Origin of the sequence: Paenibacillus sp. FSL K6-1330, assembly GCF_037976825.1 — a bacterium.
GTDB lineage: Bacteria > Bacillota > Bacilli > Paenibacillales > Paenibacillaceae > Paenibacillus_AQ.
On record NZ_CP150269.1, the window covers coordinates 2,872,922 to 2,894,839 of the forward strand.

At 47.1% G+C, this 21,918-nt stretch carries 20 protein-coding genes; 14 read left to right on the top strand and 6 right to left on the bottom strand.

All coding sequences use genetic code 11. The features are described 5' to 3' along the window. Nucleotides 1-13: 13 nt before the first annotated feature. Both NYE54_RS13065 and NYE54_RS13070 read right to left on the bottom strand, forming a co-directional pair. The gene (locus tag NYE54_RS13065; RefSeq protein ID WP_339272261.1) at nt 14-3,028 is read right to left on the bottom strand and encodes a PAS domain S-box protein; all 3,015 of its coding nucleotides are present in this window, start codon (nt 3,026-3,028) and stop codon (nt 14-16) included. A gap of 214 nt (nt 3,029-3,242) precedes the next feature. Beyond that, nucleotides 3,243-3,524: a GNAT family N-acetyltransferase gene (locus NYE54_RS13070; protein WP_339272262.1), complete on the bottom strand. Its 282-nt coding sequence runs from the start codon at nt 3,522-3,524 to the stop codon at nt 3,243-3,245. Between the two features lie 133 nt (nt 3,525-3,657). Between NYE54_RS13070 and NYE54_RS13075 the strand changes: the two genes are divergently transcribed. From NYE54_RS13075 to NYE54_RS13090, 4 genes are all read left to right on the top strand, one after another. Further along, entirely contained in the window at nt 3,658-3,978 is a 321-nt protein-coding gene (locus tag NYE54_RS13075; protein WP_339272264.1) for a hypothetical protein, read from the top strand. A gap of 130 nt (nt 3,979-4,108) precedes the next feature. Further along, nucleotides 4,109-4,564 carry a VOC family protein gene (locus tag NYE54_RS13080; RefSeq protein WP_339272266.1) on the top strand — a complete coding sequence of 152 codons (456 nt, stop codon included), beginning with the start codon at nt 4,109-4,111 and terminating at the stop codon, nt 4,562-4,564. Nucleotides 4,565-4,589: 25 nt separating this feature from the next. Further along, entirely contained in the window at nt 4,590-5,180 is a 591-nt protein-coding gene (locus NYE54_RS13085) for a TetR family transcriptional regulator (protein ID WP_339272267.1), read from the top strand. A gap of 121 nt (nt 5,181-5,301) precedes the next feature. Continuing rightward, on the top strand, nt 5,302-5,844 hold the full coding sequence (locus NYE54_RS13090; RefSeq protein WP_339272268.1) for a DUF6022 family protein: 543 nt from the start codon (nt 5,302-5,304) through the stop codon (nt 5,842-5,844). A 151-nt stretch (nt 5,845-5,995) separates the two neighbouring features. On the opposite strand, the gene NYE54_RS13095 is transcribed toward NYE54_RS13090, so the two are convergent. Further along, nucleotides 5,996-6,943, bottom strand: coding sequence for an aldo/keto reductase (locus NYE54_RS13095; RefSeq protein WP_339272270.1), 948 nt, complete (start codon nt 6,941-6,943; stop codon nt 5,996-5,998). A 23-nt stretch (nt 6,944-6,966) separates the two neighbouring features. Continuing rightward, nucleotides 6,967-7,962, bottom strand: a complete 996-nt coding sequence (locus tag NYE54_RS13100; RefSeq protein WP_339272272.1) for a Gfo/Idh/MocA family oxidoreductase — start codon at nt 7,960-7,962, stop codon at nt 6,967-6,969. Between the two features lie 122 nt (nt 7,963-8,084). Between NYE54_RS13100 and NYE54_RS13105 the strand changes: the two genes are divergently transcribed. Further along, nucleotides 8,085-8,921: an AraC family transcriptional regulator gene (locus tag NYE54_RS13105; protein WP_339272273.1), complete on the top strand. Its 837-nt coding sequence runs from the start codon at nt 8,085-8,087 to the stop codon at nt 8,919-8,921. 173 nt (nt 8,922-9,094) lie between these two features. Next, entirely contained in the window at nt 9,095-9,685 is a 591-nt protein-coding gene (locus tag NYE54_RS13110) for a hypothetical protein (protein WP_213645061.1), read from the top strand. An 88-nt stretch (nt 9,686-9,773) separates the two neighbouring features. Here NYE54_RS13110 and NYE54_RS13115 read toward each other — a convergent pair whose 3' ends face one another. Further along, nucleotides 9,774-10,586 carry a hypothetical protein gene (locus tag NYE54_RS13115; protein WP_339272276.1) on the bottom strand — a complete coding sequence of 271 codons (813 nt, stop codon included), beginning with the start codon at nt 10,584-10,586 and terminating at the stop codon, nt 9,774-9,776. 190 nt (nt 10,587-10,776) lie between these two features. Then, nucleotides 10,777-11,397, bottom strand: a complete 621-nt coding sequence (locus NYE54_RS13120; RefSeq protein WP_339272278.1) for a DUF1796 family putative cysteine peptidase — start codon at nt 11,395-11,397, stop codon at nt 10,777-10,779. A 384-nt stretch (nt 11,398-11,781) separates the two neighbouring features. Between NYE54_RS13120 and NYE54_RS13125 the strand changes: the two genes are divergently transcribed. From NYE54_RS13125 to NYE54_RS13160, 8 genes are all read left to right on the top strand, one after another. Further along, nucleotides 11,782-13,164, top strand: coding sequence for an MFS transporter (locus NYE54_RS13125; RefSeq protein ID WP_339273485.1), 1,383 nt, complete (start codon nt 11,782-11,784; stop codon nt 13,162-13,164). A gap of 232 nt (nt 13,165-13,396) precedes the next feature. Continuing rightward, nucleotides 13,397-14,848, top strand: a complete 1,452-nt coding sequence (locus tag NYE54_RS13130; RefSeq protein ID WP_339272280.1) for a cache domain-containing protein — start codon at nt 13,397-13,399, stop codon at nt 14,846-14,848. Between the two features lie 93 nt (nt 14,849-14,941). After that, complete coding sequence (locus tag NYE54_RS13135; RefSeq protein WP_339272282.1) at nt 14,942-15,655, top strand: AraC family transcriptional regulator; 714 nt, start codon at nt 14,942-14,944, stop codon at nt 15,653-15,655. Between the two features lie 335 nt (nt 15,656-15,990). Continuing rightward, on the top strand, nt 15,991-16,944 hold the full coding sequence (locus NYE54_RS13140) for an ABC transporter permease subunit (RefSeq protein WP_339272284.1): 954 nt from the start codon (nt 15,991-15,993) through the stop codon (nt 16,942-16,944). Between the two features lie 10 nt (nt 16,945-16,954). Continuing rightward, nucleotides 16,955-17,857, top strand: a complete 903-nt coding sequence (locus NYE54_RS13145) for a carbohydrate ABC transporter permease (protein ID WP_076321084.1) — start codon at nt 16,955-16,957, stop codon at nt 17,855-17,857. A 62-nt stretch (nt 17,858-17,919) separates the two neighbouring features. Continuing rightward, nucleotides 17,920-19,518, top strand: a complete 1,599-nt coding sequence (locus NYE54_RS13150; RefSeq protein ID WP_076321085.1) for an extracellular solute-binding protein — start codon at nt 17,920-17,922, stop codon at nt 19,516-19,518. 151 nt (nt 19,519-19,669) lie between these two features. Beyond that, nucleotides 19,670-20,062, top strand: a complete 393-nt coding sequence (locus NYE54_RS13155; RefSeq protein ID WP_339273486.1) for a DUF302 domain-containing protein — start codon at nt 19,670-19,672, stop codon at nt 20,060-20,062. Between the two features lie 431 nt (nt 20,063-20,493). Further along, nucleotides 20,494-21,879, top strand: a complete 1,386-nt coding sequence (locus NYE54_RS13160; protein WP_339272287.1) for an MATE family efflux transporter — start codon at nt 20,494-20,496, stop codon at nt 21,877-21,879. Nucleotides 21,880-21,918: the final 39 nt, after the last annotated feature.

The window sequence follows — 21,918 nt, forward strand, 5'->3', positions numbered from 1 at the left end:
GAGAGTCTGAAGTTTATTTGTCCATGTTATCATCATTCAGCGTATGGGTCGGGATCGTAAAATAGAAGGAGGAACCAACATGTTCACGACTCTCGACGCCGATGACCCCTCCCATCAGCTCAACGAGTTTTTTACTGATCGCAAGCCCCAGTCCCGTACCGCCGTATTTGCGATTCAAGGAGGGGTGAAGCTGCGAGAAAGAGGTGAATAGCTGATGCTGCTGTTCAGCAGGGATGCCAATTCCCGTATCCCTTACTTGAAAAGCAAGCGTGAATTCCTGGGTGCCCGTCCTAGGCAGTCCCTCGACACTCATCATGATGCTGCCCTCATGTGTGAATTTGATGGCATTGCTGATGAGATTAACAAGCACTTGCCGCAGCCGCAGGGCATCGCCGATGATCACATCGGGTACCGTGGAGCTGTTGATGCTGCAGGATAACGATAACCCTTTTTCTTTAGCTTTGGCCGAGAATAGATCAACGACGACCTCAAGCAAGGAACGCAAATCGATCGGTTCATGAATGAGTGTCATATTGCCGGTTTCGATTTTGCTGAAATCAAGGATCTCGTTTAGGATGTGCAGCAGCGAACTGCTGCTCTCCATCAGAATTTTGGTATAATTCTGTTGGTCCTCGTCAAGCTCGGTCGTTTTTAACAGCTCAATCATCCCGATGATGCCGTTCATCGGCGTGCGGAGTTCATGGCTCATCATGGTCAGAAACTCCGTTTTCGCTTGATCTGCCCGTTCGGCATTCTCCTTCGCCCGGATGATCTCTTTCTCATCGGTTATATCGCGGAACACCATAACGGCGCCTTTGCGCTCTCCTTGATCCCAGATTGGGTTGACCTGATAATTTGCCAGAAAGCTGGTTCCGTCGCCTCGCCAAAGCACAATTTCGGCTCTGGACAGTGGTACTCCTTGTTTGACGGCTCGAACTAGCGGAGAATCGTCCCCCCGGTAAAAAGTGCCGTCATGGCGAATTTCTTTGATAATCTGGTCGCAAGGTCTTCCGATGGTGGTAGCCGGTTCATAATCCAGCATCGCTGCGCCTGCCGGATTGATAAAAGCGACCTCTCCGTGAATGTCCAGCCCGATAATGCCTTCGGATACCGTATTCAGCAAAAGAGTGAGCTCGCGGCTAAGTTTCTTAATCTCTTCCATGGTTCGCATGCGCTCGGTAATGTCCCGGGTAATGCCATAGACGCCGACCACTTCGTCATCCACGAAAATCGGTATGTTGATGGTATTGATGTCGATAGGATGTCCATCCTTATGAATTATCGTCAGATCATAGCTCTGCGGTATGCCTTCTGTCGCCTGATTAAAATGATACAACGTTCGAGCCATGTCATTTTCCGCTACAATCGGTCCGAAATACATTCCGATCAACTCGTCCAAGGAATAACCCGTCAGGTCCTGCAGATTTTGATTGGCCGTTAAGTAGTCGCCATCCAAATTCATGGAGTATACCGCCGACGGATTATATTCAAATAGAGAACGATATCGCTGCTCGCTTTCTTTAAGTTTAAATTCCATCAGCTTTCGTTCGGAAATGTCGCGGGCAATCGAAATGATTTCGTTCTTTTGGCCGTCCTGCGTGCTAATGTACCTGCAATTGACCTCAAACCAGATGTGCCTGCCATCCTTATGTATATAACGGAAGGTGATCGGTGTGAGCAATTTGCAGTCCAGGCAATTCTTGAAATAGTCCTGAAGCGGTATGATATCCTCAGCGTATACGTAATCGAATATACTGGTGCCAACCATCTCATCCGGACGATATCCAAGCAGAGAATAACAGGAAGGTGAACAATAAAGAAACGTTGAACAGCCTATGGTGCTGCTCGATATGAAATCAAGGGAATTTTCGGTTATGAGCTTGTACTTATTTTCATTCTCCAGCGACTGCTGTTCAATCAGCACCTGCTCGGTGATATCCTGCGCCATGCCAACCATCTCCATGGGTCTGCCTTCATTCGTAACGGAGACTTCCCATTGAGCTCGAATGGTTCGGATTTGCTTGTCCTGAAGCTGGATCCGGTAGATGATTTCATTCGCCTTCCCTTGAATGGCTCTGCTCACCGCCGCCTCCAGCCGCTCGCGGTCCTCCGGAACGACCAATGACAGCAGCGTGTTATGGTTTGGCTCGGTGGCACTGATCTGATATCCGTAAATTCGCCTCATCTCATCGCTGTAGGTTAGCGTATGCGTGATCAGGTCCCAACGCCAGGAACCGATCTTGGCAATCCGCTGCGCATGGGCCAGCGTATCCTCATCCGTTTTTCGTTTGGTAATATTTCGTCCAATGGCCAGAACCTTGTTAATCTCACCCTGAGCTCCCCGAATCAGCTGAAAATACGTTTCGAACCATAAATAATGCCCGTCCTTATGGCGAATGCGTCGAACGAAGCTGTTTTCCTCTGAAAATAGTTTGCCCGGTTCTTTTATTTGCTCGGAATCGACTTGATGATAGTAATCGATCCGGCATTGACCCGTCATTTCCTCTTGGGTGTATCCGAGTATTTCGGTCACAGAAGGTGAGATGTACTCGATGATGCCGTCAGCGTTGCTGATGGATATAAGATCTTGTCCGCTTTTGGAGATAAGTGCAAGCAGCTCATCATTCTTAATGGTCCGCGGCAAAGATAATTCCTCCTGTATGGTTCGGGGTTCAATACAGCACAATATCCATGGAGTCTCTCCAGGGGCAGGATGTTTTAACAGGGAAATAGTCACTGAGACATGGACTTGATTTCCGTCACGGCGGATAAAATAAGAGTTACTTTTGAGCGTGGTCGTTTGGTTATATGTGAATGATTGCAATGTTTGTTGAATCGGTAGGTTGGATAGAATTTGGATTTCGGAAGGTTTGAGCTGAAGCAGGTCTGAACGTTTGGTTTCGCTAAGTTCGCAAAAACGATCATTAACCATCGCCACAGGCTCGTCAACCGCAGAAATCAGGATCGCCCCAATAGGCAATGTATCAAACATTTGTTCCCAGACCCAATGTTCCGCTGTTTGCCTCATGATTATAGTTGCCTCCCTAACTTAAGCTATACCATTCGATCATAGAGGATAAGGTCACTCTATCGCAATCGAAAATACCTAAGTATAATTTGAACTTGGAATTAAGGCGCGTAAAAGCCAACCGATAAGAGGAGCATTCTTATGGCTGGCGAGTCTAACTTTACGAGGGGGACACCCGATTATCAATGCCATATGTTATTTTTAGCATCGTTTTTTATTTGTACAACAGTCCACGATCGTCGATGTTTTTATCAAAATAATGCCCGGCATAGGAGCAAGCGGGGATGATTTTCAAATCTTCTTCCCGAGCGTACCCTATTACTTTTCGAACGAGCTCGTCGGCGATTCCTTGCCCTCGCAGGCTGGGTGAGATATAGGTGTGATCGATACTGATCACTCCATTACCTTGAGGCGAGTAGGTGATTTCGGCTACCGTTTTTCCGTCATCTTTAATGAAAAAGCTGCCCGATTTTGACTGTATATTGTGTTTGTCCATGGTGTTTAATCCTCCTTCATCTGGTTGTACTATACCCGTATCTACGATGCATTAAACGGATTTCACATAGGCGAACACCCTTGAAGGGATATTTGCATACAATGCGGATAGAAGAGAACGAAGGAGGAGCATCATGAACAACTATTCAACGCAACCGCAAATGCTGTTTCAATGCGATCACCATCTGGTACATTCCATGAAGAAGCATAGAGAAAGCGCCCATGCTGCTATGAGAAATGTGATGAATCGCAAGGTAAGAGTGCATACGATGGATGATGAAGCCATCGAAGGCGTCGTCATAAACGTAGACGCAAAAAATGTGTACATTCTTGTAGAACAAGGCAACAGAGGATTCTTTCCCGGATATCCGCCCTTTGCGCCATACGGGCCCAATCCTAATGTAGTATTGCCGCTAGCATTGTTTAATCTTTTGGCTGTCAGCTTGTTGTGGTAGCAAACGAAGAACCTGCAGTCTGGTCTGCAGGTTCTTTTTTTTATGATAAATTTTAGAAATCTGCATTTACATACATACAGTATGTATGTTAAATTGGATTCATCCCATTGTAGAAGGAGATGTTTTCCATATGAAGCTGCAAGGATTTTATCCTGTGATCATGACAGACAAGATCGCCGAAAGCGCAGAGTTTTACACACGGTTGTTTGGATTTGAGATTGTTTTTGAAGCGGATTGGTATATAAGCCTGAAGAAGGGAGACCAGGAACAAGGCGCCTATGAAATGGCCATTTTGTCCAAAGACCATCCCACGGTACCGTCCGCTTTTCAGAAATCTGTACAGGGATTGATTCTTAATTTTGAGGTGGAGGATGTGGATGCCGAGTACCAAAGGCTGATCATCCACGAAAAGCTGCAGCTTCATCAGGAGATGCGGGATGAGGAATTTGGTCAGCGGCATTTTATTATCAGTGACCCGAATGGGGTACTGATTGACATGATCAAAATCATTCCGCCTTCCCAGACCTTTCTGGAGCAGTATAATGAAGAAGTGTGGTCACCTAACGAGGTTGACTCCAGAGAATGATGCATAGGGGAGAACAACGCTAATTATGAGAAGAAGCAAAAACGAAGCCCACGAGACAATACAGCTGCTGCTGAAGGTAGCCAGAACACAATTTACGGAAAAAGGCTATGCCAATGCGGCACTAGAGGAAATTGCCGACGAAGCTAATGTTACCCGCGGCGCTCTGTATCATCACTTTAAGAATAAACTAGGTTTGTTCCTGGCTGTGCTTGAATTAGTACAATCGGAAATTGCACAGCGCGTTGAAACGGAAGCGGGTAGCTCCGAGGATCCCTGGGAGCAGCTCCTGTTTGGCTGCCGGGCTTTCATTGCTGCTGTGGTAGAGCCGCAGAATAAGCGGATTATGCTCATTGACGGTCCTAGTGTTGTAGGTTGGGAGGCTTGGCGCGAGATGGACGAGTTGCATTCGATGAGTCATTTGCGGGAGCAGTTAACTTTGATGCAGGAGCAGGGAATGATGAAGAAAATCCCTGTTGATGCGATGACCCATGGCTTGTCTGGCGCATTAAATGAATGCTCGCTTTGGGTCGCTCAAATGCCTGCAACCGATAAAGGCATCGAGGAAACGATGGATGTGATTGCCGGCATGTTACAAGGGTTTCGAGTAAGAGACTAAAGTAAATGATAAGGTTTACCCCTATTATGGACCGGTTTTCCAACAAACCTTACAATTTGCACGAATGTTGTAAGCTGGAGAGGTACAGCAATAAATCCATGAAATGGGAAAGGGGGTAACCATGAAACCAATGAAACCGTTGAAGGAATTTTTGGAAGAGCATCAAGATCATCCAATCGAAGCCATCGGAAGCTATATTTCCGAGTACATTGAACATAACTGGCAAACCGTACTTACCGTAAATCAGGAAAAACTGATGAGGGCATACAACGAGGGTGGAGATGCAGCGTATGGGACGTTTTTGAACCTTTTATTCTTGCCCATTCATAGACAATTAAAGGAATTAGGAATACGACCTGAACCGAAATTCCCCGGTGAGTTTGGCATCTCAAGAGAATGGGGAAGCCAGGAAGGGACGGACCAACAGCGCTGGATGTGGAGCACGGTTTATTCGCCAGAGCAGGAGCGACTAGGCACCATCGTCACCGTCGTATATCACGATCATACACAGTTTCGCGTCCCAAGGCAGCCTCGCATCATAGCTTTGCAGGAGACAGAAAAAGAGGAAGTCGTCGCGGCTCTTTCGCTCAAGTCCCCGAATTTTAAGGAAGCACTCGAATTTACGGTTGAATATGAAGCATATCTTCGGAGTTTGCAGGAGTAGGAAGTAACGATGCGGCGGATGCAGCGCGGATTTTTCTGCCCACCAAGGAGATGTCTTCGTCCTAGTATAAGATTTCAGATGGTTCTCATGAGCCTATAAAAAAGCGCCTTGAGCAGGATGAAAATATCCTGAGACAAGGCGCTTTTAATATTTAGATTGAAGACGGCTGATCAACCGTTAGGTCTAACCAGTCTAGTTCTGCCCTTGTCAGCTGGATGGTTGAACCCTCATCACAGGATTTTAATTCTTCGGCTGATTGCGCACCGATCAACGCACAGGTTGGGAATGGTTGGTTCAGCACATAAGCGAGTGCGATCTGTATGGCTGTCACATTTTTCGATGCGGCCAGTTGTTTGGCGCGCTCTAATCGCTCCCAGTTCTCATCGCTGTAGAACACCCGCACAAGATCCGCATTATCCCGAATTTCAGGCGTGAATCGGCCGGTAAAGAATCCTCTCGCTTGGGAAGACCAGGAGAACAACGGGAACTGCTCGGATTCATGCCACGCAATTGTCTCTGCATCGGCAGACACGCAGCCTTTCCAGAACGGCTCGTTTGGTTTGGCCAGACTGAGATTCGGGCTGCTGAAGGAGAAACCGACCAATCCATTCGCCTCGGCATAGGCATTGGCATCCCGGATGCGCTCCCATGTCCAGTTGGATACCCCAATGGCGCCAACGCTGCCATCGGCAATGTATTCGTTCAGAGCCTCAATAACTTCGCCTGCCGGAACCTCAGGGTCGTCACGGTGAAGTGCGTACAGATCGATGAAATTCGTCTGCAGTCTTTCAAAGCTCGTTGTGATGTCACTCTTGATGTCTTTTTTATTTACGCGCGGGCCATTATGGTCATGATGAGCACCCTTGGTCAGTATGACGATCTGATCCCGGTTACCTCTTTCCTGCATGTATCTGCCGATCACTTCTTCGCTTTGACCTCCAGCGTAGATGTGAGCAGTATCAACCGAATTGCCGCCGATGGCCAGGTATGCATCCATATTCGCGGCTGCTTTCTCATACGAATCATGATAGAAGTAGTCCGTTCCTTTCATTAGCACGGAGACGGGTTTGTTTAATCCCTTGATTGATATATATTTCATTTCCATATCCTCCTTGGGTGTATTTACAATACAATTCGCTTCCGTTCATGGGCAGATTGCAGGCAGGCGTCGATGACCTTCATGTTGTGAATCGCATCCTCTGCAGTGTAGCGGAGAGGTTTGTTGTTCAAAATCGCTTCGGCCATGTGGTCGCCTTGTTCACTGTATGCGTTTGCATGAGGAACCTCGATTTCTTTACGTCCTTCGCCGGTCGTTAAGAAGAAGTTCGCTCCGTCCTCAGGCAGGCTATAGGCGTAGGGGACTTCGATCAAGCCATCCGTTCCCACAATCTCAAGCGGGTTGCGATACGCCGCCCACATTCCGCAATCAAATGTCAGGGCTACATTGCCTTCAAATTCAATCAATCCGGATGCCATCATGTCGACAAAATCATGCTCGGGGGAGAAGAAAGCTTGAACAGTAACAGCTTCCGGTTCTTGACCCAGCAGGATGCGTGCGGCATTGATTGGATAACAGCCGATATCATAAATCGAACCGCCGCCCCAGTCTTTGCGAAAACGGACATTCCCGTGATTGGTGGAGCTGTTGAAGGTAAACGCGCTGCGTATGCCCCGAATGTCCCCGATGGCGCCGGCGACGATCATTTCCTTCATCAAGTCATACCGCGGGTGATAGCGGTACATAAAGGCTTCGGTCAGCACTACCCCGGCTTTAGCCGCTGCTTCTGCCATTTCAGCTGCTTCTGCTTCCGTCAACGCAAGGGGTTTTTCGCATAGAATGTGTTTACCGGCTTCCGCCGCACGGATGCTCCATTCTTTATGTAGATGGTTAGGGAGCGGAATATAGATAGCATCTATAGAAGAATCCTCGAGCAAGGACTCGTAACTGCCGTATGCAGTCGGAATATTCAGTTCCTCTGCCGTTTGCGCTGCCTTTCCCTGGTCGCGGCTCGCAATGGCAACGACATCATTGAGACGGGATTGCTGTAAACCAGGTATGACTGAGTGTTTGGCAATGCTGGCGCAGCCAAGGATTCCCCAACGAAGTTTTTGAGTCATGTTCATCAGCTCCTATGCAACTTATTAAGATTATATTGCGATTATAAAAGACAAGAATTAAAATTGATATAATATTATTTTGTAGTCTAATACAACAATATTGTCATTTGAGGAGTATTATGATGAAACGACAAAGTCATCTGTTAACCCTTCCGCAAATGCCATTCTTCTGTCTGCCCGAATCAGTAGGGATATACCGGGATGAACTGGACCATACCGTTACGCGGGCAGCCGGGTCTCTGAACAATTTTAATATTCATTATGTGGCTTCCGGTAAAGGGTATGTTGAAATCGAAAATGTAGTTCATACGCTTGGCCCAGGGGAAGCCGTGCTATATTTTCCTATGCAGGCTCAGCGTTATTACACAAGCGAGGACGATCCGTGGGATGTGCGGTGGTTCCACTTTTATGGAAGCGGTCTGCAGAACTATTTCATCGAACGTGGATTTCATAAAAGCCAGCTGTGGAGCATTCGGCAGCCGTCAGCCTTTGAGGAAGCGCACGAAGCGCTGTTATGTGAGGCGGAGACCCACCGGATGCTCAAGCCAGCGCAGCTGTCCACGCTAACGTATTCCTTGTTAGCCGTATTTGTGGAGCAGGCGTCCGCATTATCGGACAATAAATCGAACAACTCGGCCAACCGGATTCTTGAACTACTGCCGATCATGCAGCAGGAAGCGGCACAACCGTTTATTTTGGAGGAGTGGGCGGACAGACTTGGCGTCACCACCTACTATTTCTGCAAATTATTCCGCAATGTTATGGAGATGACCCCGATGGATTTTGTGACGCGCTGCCGTCTTCAGATGGCAAAGCAGTGGCTGCTCGACCATAAAGAAAAAACCATCGGACAAATTGCAGTGGAAGCGGGCTATCCGAGCGTCAGTTACTTTAACAAGCGATTTATGGAGCATGAAGGTATGACGCCATCTTCCTATCGTCGCTTATATGGGGTATAGTTATGGATATCACGTCGCCAGGTTAGGTGAGAACTCGACTTAGGTCCAGGTTCTATTCACACCTATAGTCGGTTATGGAAACGGCTTGCCTCTACTACAATGGAATTAACGAAGGATTTGACGAAATCCGGTTTCAATGAAATATGTAATCAATGTATGTGGGGGAAAGCCAAATGTCCGATAACCAAAATATATATGTTCTACTGACCGATACGGGTACGATGTTTACCAAACTGATTAAACGAATTACTGCCGCGCCCTATAATCATGCTTCGCTGGCGCTGGACGAGAACTTGAATGAAGTGTTCAGCTTTGGGCGCAAATGCGCCAACAATCCCTGGGTTGGGGGATTTGTTGAGGAAGATGTATACGAAGGAACCTTCCGTCACTTTCCAGGTACGCGCTGCGCTCTGCTCCGACTCGAGGTCACAAGGGAGCAATTTGAGGCGGCAAGAAGCGTGATTCAAAATTATAAGGATGAAGAGGATGCTTACGGGTACAATCTCATTGGTATGTTTGGCGTGCTGATGGGACTTGATATTATGAGAGAAAGATCCTACTTCTGTTCACAATTCGTAGCGGAAGCGATGAAGCAAAGCAGAATCCATTTATGGAATCGCCCTTCCTCCGCAGTAACTCCGAATGATTTCTTTCAGCATCCGGCATTCGAAGTTATTTATGAAGGCATGTTATATGACTATCCATTGCTTGATCAATCCAGGTTGGCTGGATTCCAATACCCGTTCCAAACGGCTTCAAGTTGAGTAACTATTGAGTTGATTTGTTGCATATCGAACCATAACTTCTGCCCTCGGCAGAAGTTATTTTTGTATGGTGCGATTCTTGAAAGCGTCAGTTTAATTGCGCATTTGCTCGTGCAATGATAGACTCGATTTTTTGTTCGTGACTGTAAATGCTTTTCTTTTTCATCAAGATCTGACCGGAGAGCGTCAGCAGCCTGGAAAGGGTATCGCTGGTTCTGGCCGATTCATTCGCCTTTACTGCTGCTTTGAAATTTTTCCACTCGGTTGTCATCAGTTTATTTGGCGTTGAGATTGCGCTTTTATCGCCCTTGATCTTGCTTTTGTAGGAATCAATCTCGGACAGGATAGAGCGGACCTTCGCCGCTTTGGAAGTTTTCTCTTTCTTGGCTGCCGTAAGTGCCGCCTGCTTATTTCGGATATCCTCACGTCCCAGGGTAACCAGGATCTTCATGCCACCGGCCTGTGACTGCAACATCTTGGAGAGCGTTTTGTCTTTGAGTTTCTTAGCAACGGCGATTTGCTTATTGAGAGCGGTATAGGTATTAAACAGCGGCTGGTACTTGGTTTTGGCTGCTTGGAGCTGATCCTCCAGCTTGCGGATTTTGTCCTTATCGATTTCGCTGATTCTTTTGCGGGTTTCCGAAGTTTTGGATTCATTGGCATAACGAAGGGAAGAGATTCGATCATCCCAATCCATCGCTTGCTTTCGTTCCGATTTAAAATTATCGTACTGATTGATGAGTTTGGTACGTACGGTTCCACCGGCCCGGTCCGCCGTGGCATTCAATTGGGTTTGGACCGCATCGGTGAACTCGATCGCAGCTGCATTCGCGAGAGGCATGGGGATTAAAGTGAGAAGTAGTGCCATAACAAGGGATGAGGTCAGTAATCTTCTAAACATAAACATCGCTCCTTAACATAACGAATAATCATCATGAGCGGCAGTCGCATCATGACAGGATGGCCGGACTCACGACAAAAAGCACCCGTTAGAAAGGCGCATTCAACGCCAGACTTACGGGTGCTTCCTTCGTAAGAGCTCCGATTCACTTTTTGTAAATATACAGGTAAATTTTGGTTTTGTCAAACGTTTATTCCCCTGAAATGAGCGAAAATCCTCCAAGAATGGTCATCCAAGCCTCCAAATCTCCCTCCCATGTGGGCCCTTTCGGTATTTGCTTGATGAGCACCCGATCCGAGAAAGAAGGAAGAGTAACAATACTTGGACTGCTGCTAAGCATGACAAATAACAGGGTTACGTTCGGATTGGAGTAAGTTTCGCGAATAACCTGATCAATCGTCTCAGCATCCTTTTTATGCGAGATGATCCGCACGAGCAGCGTCTTTTGTTCAGAATTCAAGCAGCGGTTAAAGCGTTCGATTCTTCGATCCAGCCGTTCGCGAAAAGCGGGGTAGTCATATAGCGGCTGCTCCTCCGGGTTGTTCTTGAAATCATGGAAGGATAAACAGGAGGATCGTTTGTCGCGTACATAATAACAGTTCACGGATTTACCATAAATGTCCAGGTTATCCCGGAGCATGAAATCACTGATTTGATGTTTAATCACTTTGCAAAATTCACGGGTCGAAGCGAAGTTGAACCAGTCCCACGGACCTGCTGCATGACGCAGCTTGTTTCTTCTTAGCTGGGCGGCAACTTGACAGTTGTGACCCAGACTGAAAATGGCATCAAACTCCATAGGGGTTGTCATGCTACCAGACCTCCTTGAATCTATCATTGGATATCATATGCAAATTGATAGAGTTGGTATGGAGTAGTGACCAAGGAAAGATGTGGGAGAGCTTAGCCACCGTTTAAGCTTAACGGTAGAAGGGAGTGAAACTTTGAGAGAAGGGGAGTATTTAGGCGCCTTCTAAAGGTGTAAACAACATGTGAATCCTCATCTGCTACTATACCAATGTATTTTTCGTCTTCCTTATCCGTATGTTATATTAAAATCAGAATATTCAAAGGAGGATTATTGCATGCGGCAAAAAAGATGGATTTGGGTACAAAATTTGAGGGAGATCGCATCATTGACCCTATAAACTGCGTATTCCCCTAAATTTACGGGGGCAACCACCAAGTGGAAGAGATTACTCAACCAAGTCAAAAATTACGGATCACAAATTTGAAAGGCGCGTTTGCCTGGCTGGGATTTTTGGTTTTTTTCAGCGTTTTGAATGAAACGGTGTTTAATGTGGCACTTCCGGATATCGCCAGACAATTTCATGTGGAGCCATCGACAGCCAATTGGGTCAATACAGGCTTTATGCTGTCGTTTGCCATAGGTTCGTTTGTGTACGGAAAAATATCGGATCTGTACGGGATCAAAAAAATGCTCATTATAGGCATCGTAACGTACGGCAGTGGGTCTATGCTGGGATTAGCGGCACATGCCTATTTACCTGCTGTGATTGCGGCAAGATTTATTCAGGGGGCAGGAGCCTCTGCCATCCCTGCGCTGGTCATGGTCATGATTGTGCGTTATTTCGATGCAAAATCTCGTGGAAGAGCTTTTGGTCTTATAGGATCGCTGGTTGCAATGGGCGAAGGAATCGGGCCTGTCATCGGAGGCGTTGTTGCCCATTATGTGCACTGGTCCGTGTTGTTTGTATTTCCTCTTATGACGCTTGCAACGATTCCGTTCTTTTTAAAAGTGCTGCCGGATGAAACCGAACAGAAAGGGAACGTTGATGTTACGGGAGCAGCTCTGCTCTCCGTTGGCGTAGTGCTATTTACCTTGTTTACGACCCATGAACATTGGATGTATTTGGCAGGCTGTTTAGCAGCGCTCGTATTTTTCGCCGTACGGATCAAGCGGGCCTCAAATCCATTTATCGAACCCTATTTATTCGTAAGGAAGAAGTTCATCGCCGGAACGATCTCGGGCTGCGTCATTTTGGGCATAGTAGCCGGATTTCTGTCCATGGTTCCTTATCTGATGAGAAGCGTCCATCATTTGTCTACGGACATGATTGGCGCGGGTATTATATTTCCTGGTGCCATGAGCGTCATGCTGTTTGGCATGTTAGGGGGGTTACTCGTCGATAAGAAAGGTCATCATTTTGTGTTCTATATAGGAGCCCTGATGATTATCGGTGGTTTTTTAACCATGGCTGTGCTGGCGGATCAATCACCTTGGATTGTGACAGCTATGCTGATTTTTGTATTTGGAGGCCTTTCATTTGTGAAGACAGTGATTTCAACGGTCGTTTCCGATTCTCTGGAAGAGAAAGAAGCGGGAGCAGGGATGGGAATGCTTAATTTTGCATGCTTCTTATCGGAAGGGATCGGAGTCGCAATTGTAGGAGGCTTGCTTTCCAGACGCTTGCTGGATTTCCCGCTTCTTCCGATGTCATGGAATGCTGAGGCAGACTTGTACAGCAACTTGCTACTTCTGTTTTCGTTGGTTATAGTAGCTGGAAGTATGATCTATGCATTGGCTTTTATCGGAAAAAGAAGCAGCCAAATCTGACGCCTAGATGCACATATGTGATCCAAATCCCGCTCTTTCTTGTAACAACGGAGAGAGCGGGATTTATGGTAACAAGCCTTTTATACGTCATGGTTAGCTGCCACTTCTGTATTGACTAACTCACGGATAACGCCTATATTGTACGAATAATAAATGGAAGGAGTTGTATTATTTAAAGAAAAACTGCATTTCAGTCTAATTTGCTGCCAGAACTAAATATTGGGGGAGAGCAATGAGGCGTAAACGAACCAATTCTCGCTTATTCTATCAATTTCTACTGTCGCATGTACTGATTTTTGCCATACCGTTCATCATACTTAGCAGTGTCGTGTATTATAATGCGGTCGTACGATTCAAAAGTGAAATTGAGGCATCCAATGTATACAAGCTGAACCAGGTTAAGAATACGTTCGACTTATTGGCACGCGGTCTGGACAACACGGCCTCAAGGATTTCGATTGACTCCGAATTGACTCCATTCGTAGTGAAGAGCGGGAAATACAAGGAAATTGAAGCGGTAGATGAGCTGGGCAAATATAAGGCAAATAATACGATAGTCGATGAAGTCGCGCTTTATTTTCATGGGGATGAGCGGCTGTATACTTCGTCCGGAATCAACTCATTCGATACATTTGCAAAGCGTGTATACGGATTTAGTGACCTGGACGGGATTCGCCTGGACGAGGAAATGAGCCGACTTCAGATCCCAGAAATCCGTCGTATCCAGACTACGGTCACGGGCAGCAGCCAACAGCAAAACGTGCTGATGTATTTGTTCCCGATTCCACGCAATAGCCAAGCGCCTTACGGCACAGTTAGCTTCTTCATTCGTGAATCGATGCTGACCGACCTGGTTGGTCCTATTTTAGGGGACTTTAATGGTAGCGTTTACATTTTGGATTCCAAGGACAGCATTCTGGCTTCAAGAAGCCACGAGAACGACCTGACAGAACAGGATGCTAAACAGTTACTTGTTTCCAAGACCCAGGATGGCATTCATGATGCCAAGCTAGGCGGCGAACATTATTCTCTAATGCAGGCTAAATCAAAATGGACGGGGTGGTCTTATGTCATCGTTATGCCAACCGATCAGTTTTTGGGAAGGGTACTGGAAATGCGGACCTTTGTATTGCTCATTTGTGGTGCAGTTGTCGCCTTCGGGATTCTGATCGCCGTACTGCTCTCGACTAGACAATATCGTCCGATCCGGAACATTGCAGACTATGTACGGACTTTACAAGTATGGACGCATGGAAACGATAACCGCCGCCATAATGAGCTCGACTTGATCCGCGATTCCGTTCAGGCTACGCGCGACCTGATGAAGAGAATTGATGAACAGCGTCCGATTGTGCGTGAGCAGTTTTTCGTCCGACTGATATTAGGTTTGATCAAGGATGAGGAGGAGACGATAGCTTTTTTGTCTCGGGAAAATTTGTCGCTTCCCGAAGAGAACTGCTTTGTGACCGTTATCCCGATGGACGGGAGTGAGTATATATCCACGCAGAACCGGGAAGAGCTGCTGCGGCTGCTGTCCGAGATATCCATGACGGATGCAGTTGGGTATGGAGTGGAACTCATACCAGATCAGTCCCTCGCCATCCTGATTAGCACGGGCTGCAACGAATCATGTCTGCGCCATGTCCAAGAGGAAATTGCAGGCGAAATTGCTCGGCTGTTCTAGCACTGCTGCGGGTTTCGGCCAACGGTCGGCGTGGGCAGCCCGGTATCCGGGCTGATTCATGCGAATCGGTCTTACATTGAAGCTTCAGCTGCTATGGAGCAAAGTGGTCGGATTCGCAAAGGGGAGATCGTATATTTCGCTGATATGTCCGAATGGCAGGAAGGCAGTGAATGGTACCCGATCGAAGAGCAAATCCGCCTTGTGCAAAGCATGAAGCAGGGAAACAATGCAGCAGCCAAAACCGCGCTGGTTAACATCGTGCACGATTTAGAAGGAAAAGAAATATCCTTGTTTTACTTCCGCTGTATGAGTTTTGATCTGATCAACACGTTCCTTAGAACGATGAATGAACTGAAACTGAGTATTCCTCAAGAGTATCGGAGCCATTTGGCGGAATTTACGACCTTGAAACAACTGGATGCGGGGATGACCGGACTCATTGACCTCATATGCGATTATGTGCAGGCCAATAAAGAAAGCAAGAACACCGCCATGGGAGCAGAGATTTTCCAATACATTGAGCAGCACTACCAGGAATATGACCTGAATTTGGAGAAAATCGCCGATCACTTCCAGATGTCCATTTCCTATTTCAGCCGTTACATGAAAGACCAGACGGGTTATACGTTCACCGAATATGTTACCCATCTTCGCATGGAGGAGGTCAAACGGCTGTTAAAGCACAGCGATCTGGCGATTAAAGATATTGTTGCCAGCGTTGGCTATTCGGACGTCTCCAATTTTATGCGCAAATTTAAAAATACAGAAGGTATAACGCTTGGGCAATACCGGAAACTGTATTCGTGAGCACAAAGCTGTAAATCTTCGTATAATCTTTCGATAAAACGCGTGTTTCTACTCGAAATTTTCGATTCGAGAGAACGCGCTTTTTTTGTCCATTAGCTTGGGGTCAGGGTAGAGGTAATCCTTAATAAGGAGGGCTGATACAGAATTGTAAAGAATCGACAAGCCACAGCAAGAATAACAAATTTACACGAATCCGCCTTGTCGTGGCAGGCAATGTAAAAAGTAACAACCCCAGAACAATATCTACAGATTTACGATTACATCTTCGAACAGATAGCATGAGATTTATTAACTGTGGTTCACAAGTTCAATTTGAGAAAGGGGTTGGTTGGTTCATGACAGCCAAGACACTGCTTGCTGCCAAAAGTATCGAACGCGGGCTCAGGAAAAGCAGATGGAAGACGGTTCTCAAAAATTGGGAGTTGTATATATTCGTTCTGCCCACGATGGCCTATTTTATTATATTTCATTATTTCCCGCTGTATGGCCTGCAGATTGCCTTCAGGGATTATGCCCCCAGTTCGGGGATATGGAACAGCCCATGGGTTGGTCTTGAGCATTTAAGGCGTTTTTTCGATTCTTATTATTTTTGGGATCTGATCGGGAACACGGTTGGCATCAGCTTGTATGAAATGATCGTTGGGTTTCCGATCCCGATTATTATCGCGTTAGCGCTTAATGAGCTGAAGAACGGGGCGTTCAAGAAGTGGGTGCAGACCGTAACGTATGCACCTCACTTTATATCCGTCGTCGTTATGAGCGGCATGATTATCGCCTTTCTGTCTCCGGGAACCGGTTTAGTCAATTTGGCCATCAAGGCTTTGGGTGGAGAACCTGTACAATTTCTGGGCGAACCGGGCTGGTTCAAGTCTGTGTTTGTACTCTCCGGTGTATGGCAAAGTATGGGCTGGGGGACGATTATTTACCTGGCGGCGCTGGCTGGAGTCGATCCCCAGCAGCATGAAGCGGCGATGATTGACGGAGCCACCCGGATGAAGCGCATATGGCATATCAATCTTCCGAGCATCCTGCCTACGATGGTGATCTTGCTCATTCTGAACGTAGGGAGCTTTATGTCCGTCGGGTTTGAAAAAGTATTCCTGCTGCAAAATCCACTGAATTTGGAGTCGTCAGACGTTATCTCCACATACGTATACCGAAGCGGGCTTGTGCAAGGCCAGTTCAGCTTCTCGGCTGCGATTGGCTTGTTTAACTCGGTCATTAATTTCATATTGCTGCTTACCGTTAATCGGATCGCCAAGAGAGTAAACGAGACAAGTCTATGGTAAAGGAAGGTGGATAACAACCATGAAAAGGAAACTTAGATCGGACAGAGTGTTCGAAATCATCAATTTCATATTTCTGTTCTTCATCCTGATCATCGTCTTATACCCACTCGTATACGTTATCAGCGCTTCTATCAGTGATCCTGTCTATGTGAATCAGGGGACGATGTGGCTTTATCCCAGAGGCATTACGTTTGAAGGGTATCAGCGGGTGTTTCAAAATCCGGAGATTTGGTCCGGTTACAGAAACACGATTTTGTATACGGTTGCAGGAACAGCCATCAACCTGCTGTTTACCGTTCCAGGAGCCTATGCGCTCTCCCGCAAAGATTTGAAAGGCCGCGGGATTATGATGGGTTTGATCGTGTTCACGATGTTTTTCGGAGGCGGACTGATTCCATCCTTCCTGCTCGTCAGCTGGCTTGGAATGCTGAACACCGTGTGGGCGCTGCTGATTCCTAATGCAGTTGCAGTCTATAACCTGATTATTTGCCGTACATTTTTTCAAACCAATATTCCGAAAGAGCTCCAGGAATCCGCCGAAATCGATGGCTGCTCCAATACCGTTCTGTTTTTGAAAATTGTGCTTCCGCTCTCTGCTCCGATCATCGCGGTCATGGCCCTTTATTATGGGGTGACTCACTGGAACAGTTACTTTAGTGCGATCATTTACTTGAAGGACCGCAGCTTGTATCCGCTTCAATTAATATTGCGTGAAATCCTCGTACAGAATCAGATGAACGATACGATGCTGATGACTGGAGACGACATGGAAGCGATGGCCAAACAGGCCCGGATTGCCGACATCATCAAGTATGCCGTCATGATCGTGTCCAGCTTGCCGATTATCGTCATCTATCCGTTTATGCAGCGCTTTTTCATGAAAGGTGTGCTGATTGGCTCCGTCAAGGGGTAACGGGACATCTGGAATTTCACAATGATCAACAATATAAGCTCATAGAGAGGGGAAATAAAGAAATGAAAAAATGGTTAAAAGGCAGTTTCTGTATCATTATTAGCAGCGCAATTCTGTTAGCCGGGTGCAGCACGGGCAATAAAACGAATCATGCTGGGAATGAAAGTGGGGGAGAACCGAAAAATTTCAATACTAGCGGCTACCCGATTGTAGGTGAGAAAATCACGTTGACGATGATGGGGGCGAAAGCGGCCATTCACGGGCCTTGGGAGGACATGGTATTATTTAAGGAAATGGAAGAAATGACAAATATCCATTTTAATTTCAATACACCTCCAGCAGCTAACTATCAAGAGGCTAAGAATTTGGCGTTCGCAAGCCAGCAATTGCCGGATGTGTTTTTCAACGCTGGTCTTACACCTGACGATGAAGTTACATACGGCAGCCAAGGTTATCTGGTTCCGCTGGAAGGATTGATCGAGGAGTACGCGCCGAATTTCAATAAACTCATGAAGGATAATCCGGATATCAAAAAGTCGATCACCACCGTGGACGGGCATATCTACTCCCTTCCGCTCATTATCGATGAGCCTCGTGCGTTCGTTCCGAGCAGATTGTGGCTGAACGGGGACTGGATGGAGAGTTTGGGGATTACAACGGAGCCAACGACTACGGATGAACTGTATGAGCTGCTGAAGCGGTTCAAGAACGAAGACCCCAACAAGAACGGCAAAAATGACGAAATTCCGATATCCAGTGAGAAACTGGGAGGCTTCCAGAGCGTGCTGCTGCCAGCATTCGGCTTGCTTGGCCGTGAAGTGGAGGTAAAGGACGGGAAGGTCCGCTTTAATCCGGTGCAGGATCAGTACAAGGAATATCTCACTTACTTAAACAAACTGTTCACAGAGAAGCTGATGGATGAGGAAACCTTTGTACAGACGTCCCAGCAAATGACGGCCAAAGGCAATTCGAACCAAATCGGTGCTTTCCCACATTCATCTCCAGATCTCGTCCTGAAGGTGGATAAACCGGAAGACAATTTGAAGCACCCCATGCTTGGGACGCTGACCAGTCCGGTCAACAGCGAGAAGCTGGCGATGAAATCATCGAAAATTCGCCGCGGTACATTCGCGATTACGAGTCAGAATAAGTATCCTGAGGCAACGATGCGGTGGGTCGATTATTTGTACTCCTCCGAAGGCAGCAAGCTCGGGATTTACGGAAACAGCATCAAATGGCTGGATGACGCCAAAACGAAGTGGGAGTTCGATTTTCCTGAAGGAATGAACAGTGAGGAATATCGGGCGAAGTTAACCCCGGACTGTGGCGGACAGCTGCCATTGATCAAGGAAAGAAAATTTGACGCTATGCGTGATAACGGCAAAGGGCCGGATTATAACAAAATGGTGGATGAGAAGTTGAACCCTTATGCGGTTCAGGCATACCCCGATGTGTATTTCAGCAATGATGAGCAAAAAAGGCTGAATATCATTAAGACGGACATTAAAACCTATGTCGATCAAATGGAAGCGAAGTTTGTCGTTGGCCAGGAGCCGCTCACGAAGTGGGACGATTATGTGAAGATGATTAACAAGATGGGTCTGGATGAAATGCTGAAGATCTATCAGGATGCCTATGACCGCTGGAACAAGTCGGAATAATTAGGATGAAGAACCGTGATTCATGATTTTATTTCAGGTTAATTTATTTAGTGTCACGGAAGTATTTCCATACCGGATTGGCTACCATAAGGCTAGTCGAGTGCGATCGGCACCCGCATTATAAAATGACTACCATTCTGGAGGGATAAACATATTTCACTATACGGTAGAAACGGATAAGTCAGTAGACGATGCCATTGCTGCATTGGAACAAGCGTTGGCCGAAGAGAAGTTCGGTGTGCTATGGCGATTCAGCATTCAAGACAAATTGAATGAGAAGGGCATCGAGTTTGATCAGAAGTACGAAATACTGGAGGTATGCAATCCGGTTGAGGCGAAAAAAGTGTTGAGCGAGAATGACTTGGCCGGGTATTTCCTGCCTTGTAAAATCGCCGTTTATGAGTTGGAAGGGGGAACGAAGATCGGACTCCCGAGACCCACGGCGCTTATTGGCATGGTGGAGAATGAATCCTTTGAATCCCTGCGGGGCATTGCCCAGGATGTGGAGAAACGGCTTATCGCTTGTATCGATAATAGCAAATAAATTCTCGCATTTGGCGTGAGTGAAAAAGGATGCCGGCACGTTTGTGCTCTGAACGATCAAGTTGATTACATCCATGGCATTTTACAGAAGAGGCCACCTTCTAAATGCTCTGACAGAAGGTGAAGCCTCTTCTGCTTCTATATAAAGGGTTACAACCTGCAGACTATCATGTTGCTCCATTTATCAGCGGTTTACGGTCTTTTCCTGTGGCGTACATTCATTGACAGAACACGGGTCTGGTGGTATCCTCCAATCAAAGACGGGGTTTATCCGGATCAAATGAATCAATCCGTATTTGTCCCCTTGGCGAGGGAGTGAGCTCTCCCAAGCGGAACGGTTACGGCAGCCATTTCTAAATACCGTAAGCCTTTAAGCTCTTCGCATGAAGAGTTTTTTTCTTTTATATTACAACGAAAAGAATGTGATGACAGATGTTGGTTCGATTACGAACCCAAATGAACGGCTTGCTTCAACAGCATTTATCCGGGGAGTCGATGGACTACCGGCAGATTTTCGCTTTATTTTTCCCGATATTGATCGACCAGGCATTCATCATCGGGTTGAACCTGGTCAATACGGCCATGATCAGTTCTTCGGGCGTATCGGCGGTCAGCGCCGTGAACATGGTGGACTCCCTGAACATCTTCCTGATCAATGTGTTCGTAGCGGTGGCAACCGGGGGCACCGTCGTTGTCGCGCAGTATAAGGGAAGCGGCAATGCCTTGATGGTATCCCGCGCTTCTGCGGCCACCGTTACATCGGTGGCGATGATCGCTTTAGCGATCGCGCTGCTGATCATTGGGCTTCACCAGCCGATGCTGAATCTGCTATTTGGCTCAGCGTCTCCCGAGGTGCTGGAGAGTGCGCGGGTTTATCTGATCGGAAGCAGCACTTCCTTCATCGGAATTGCCATCGTGCAGGCCGTTTGCGGCGCGCTGCGGGGGATCGGAAAGACCCGCGCTTCACTTGCATTGTCGTTAATTATGAACCTGCTCTACGTTCTGCTGAACATCGTATTCATCACCCTGTTGAATATGGGCGTTATGGGCATGACGCTGGCGATTAACATCGCCCGTTTTGCCGGTGCGGCCTGCGCGCTCTACTATCTGTTCAGAGTGGATGCAACGCTGCATATCCGTCTACGGGATTTGTTTCACTTCCCTGTATCCATGCTGCGCAAAATTATGTTTATCGGACTTCCGTTTGCAGCTGAGCAGATGTTTTTTAACGGGGGAAAGCTCTTAACTCAAGTGTTTATTGTCAGCTTGGGTACGTACGCCATTGCAACGAATGCGATCGGGTCTTCGCTTGCGGCCGTTTTCCAAATTCCAGCCAGTGCGTTGTCCTTAACGATTGTGACCGTCGTCGGTCAATGCATTGGTCGCGGAAATATAGCGGATGCGCGCAAGTTCATCAAATCTTTTCTATGGCTGGGTGCAATCTCGCTGGCCTTGATGGGTTTGATTTTGATGCCGCTCTACCGGCCGTTGGTCGGGCTGTTTAACCCGCCTCCGGAAATCGTGAACGATCTGTTCGTGGTGCTGTTGATTAACACCCTTGTACAGGTTCCGTTATGGTCGATAAGCTTTATTCTGCCTTCGGCGCTGCGTGCGGCGGGCGACTCGCGTTTTACCTCGATCACTTCGATGCTGACCATGTGGCTGTTCCGGGTGATTCTCGGTTATATTATGGGGATCGTTCTGGGTTGGAGCATTCTCGGCGTATGGCTGGCCATGAACTGTGAATGGGGCGTAAGGGGAGCGGTCTTCCTATGGCGCTTCCGCGGCAAGAAATGGTATGCGCACAAGCTGATTTAAGCTATTATTCATTTAATATTAAGCAAAAAAAAGGCTCCC

Excerpts from the sequence above, each read along its gene's own strand:
- NYE54_RS13100 (WP_339272272.1), bottom strand. The coding sequence starts at position 7,962 with ATGACTCAAAAACTTCGTTGGGGAATCCTTGGCTGCGCCAGCATTGCC.
- NYE54_RS13090 (WP_339272268.1), top strand. The coding sequence starts at position 5,302 with ATGAAACCAATGAAACCGTTGAAGGAATTTTTGGAAGAGCATCAAGAT.
- NYE54_RS13150 (WP_076321085.1), top strand. The coding sequence starts at position 17,920 with ATGAAAAAATGGTTAAAAGGCAGTTTCTGTATCATTATTAGCAGCGCA.
- NYE54_RS13080 (WP_339272266.1), top strand. The coding sequence starts at position 4,109 with ATGAAGCTGCAAGGATTTTATCCTGTGATCATGACAGACAAGATCGCC.
- NYE54_RS13115 (WP_339272276.1), bottom strand. The coding sequence starts at position 10,586 with ATGTTTAGAAGATTACTGACCTCATCCCTTGTTATGGCACTACTTCTC.
- NYE54_RS13105 (WP_339272273.1), top strand. The coding sequence starts at position 8,085 with ATGAAACGACAAAGTCATCTGTTAACCCTTCCGCAAATGCCATTCTTC.
- NYE54_RS13095 (WP_339272270.1), bottom strand. The coding sequence starts at position 6,943 with ATGAAATATATATCAATCAAGGGATTAAACAAACCCGTCTCCGTGCTA.
- NYE54_RS13135 (WP_339272282.1), top strand. The coding sequence starts at position 14,942 with ATGGAGCAAAGTGGTCGGATTCGCAAAGGGGAGATCGTATATTTCGCT.
- NYE54_RS13110 (WP_213645061.1), top strand. The coding sequence starts at position 9,095 with ATGTCCGATAACCAAAATATATATGTTCTACTGACCGATACGGGTACG.
- NYE54_RS13065 (WP_339272261.1), bottom strand. The coding sequence starts at position 3,028 with ATGAGGCAAACAGCGGAACATTGGGTCTGGGAACAAATGTTTGATACA.
- NYE54_RS13120 (WP_339272278.1), bottom strand. The coding sequence starts at position 11,397 with ATGACAACCCCTATGGAGTTTGATGCCATTTTCAGTCTGGGTCACAAC.
- NYE54_RS13075 (WP_339272264.1), top strand. The coding sequence starts at position 3,658 with ATGAACAACTATTCAACGCAACCGCAAATGCTGTTTCAATGCGATCAC.
- NYE54_RS13130 (WP_339272280.1), top strand. The coding sequence starts at position 13,397 with ATGAGGCGTAAACGAACCAATTCTCGCTTATTCTATCAATTTCTACTG.
- NYE54_RS13085 (WP_339272267.1), top strand. The coding sequence starts at position 4,590 with ATGAGAAGAAGCAAAAACGAAGCCCACGAGACAATACAGCTGCTGCTG.
- NYE54_RS13140 (WP_339272284.1), top strand. The coding sequence starts at position 15,991 with ATGACAGCCAAGACACTGCTTGCTGCCAAAAGTATCGAACGCGGGCTC.
- NYE54_RS13160 (WP_339272287.1), top strand. The coding sequence starts at position 20,494 with ATGTTGGTTCGATTACGAACCCAAATGAACGGCTTGCTTCAACAGCAT.
- NYE54_RS13070 (WP_339272262.1), bottom strand. The coding sequence starts at position 3,524 with ATGGACAAACACAATATACAGTCAAAATCGGGCAGCTTTTTCATTAAA.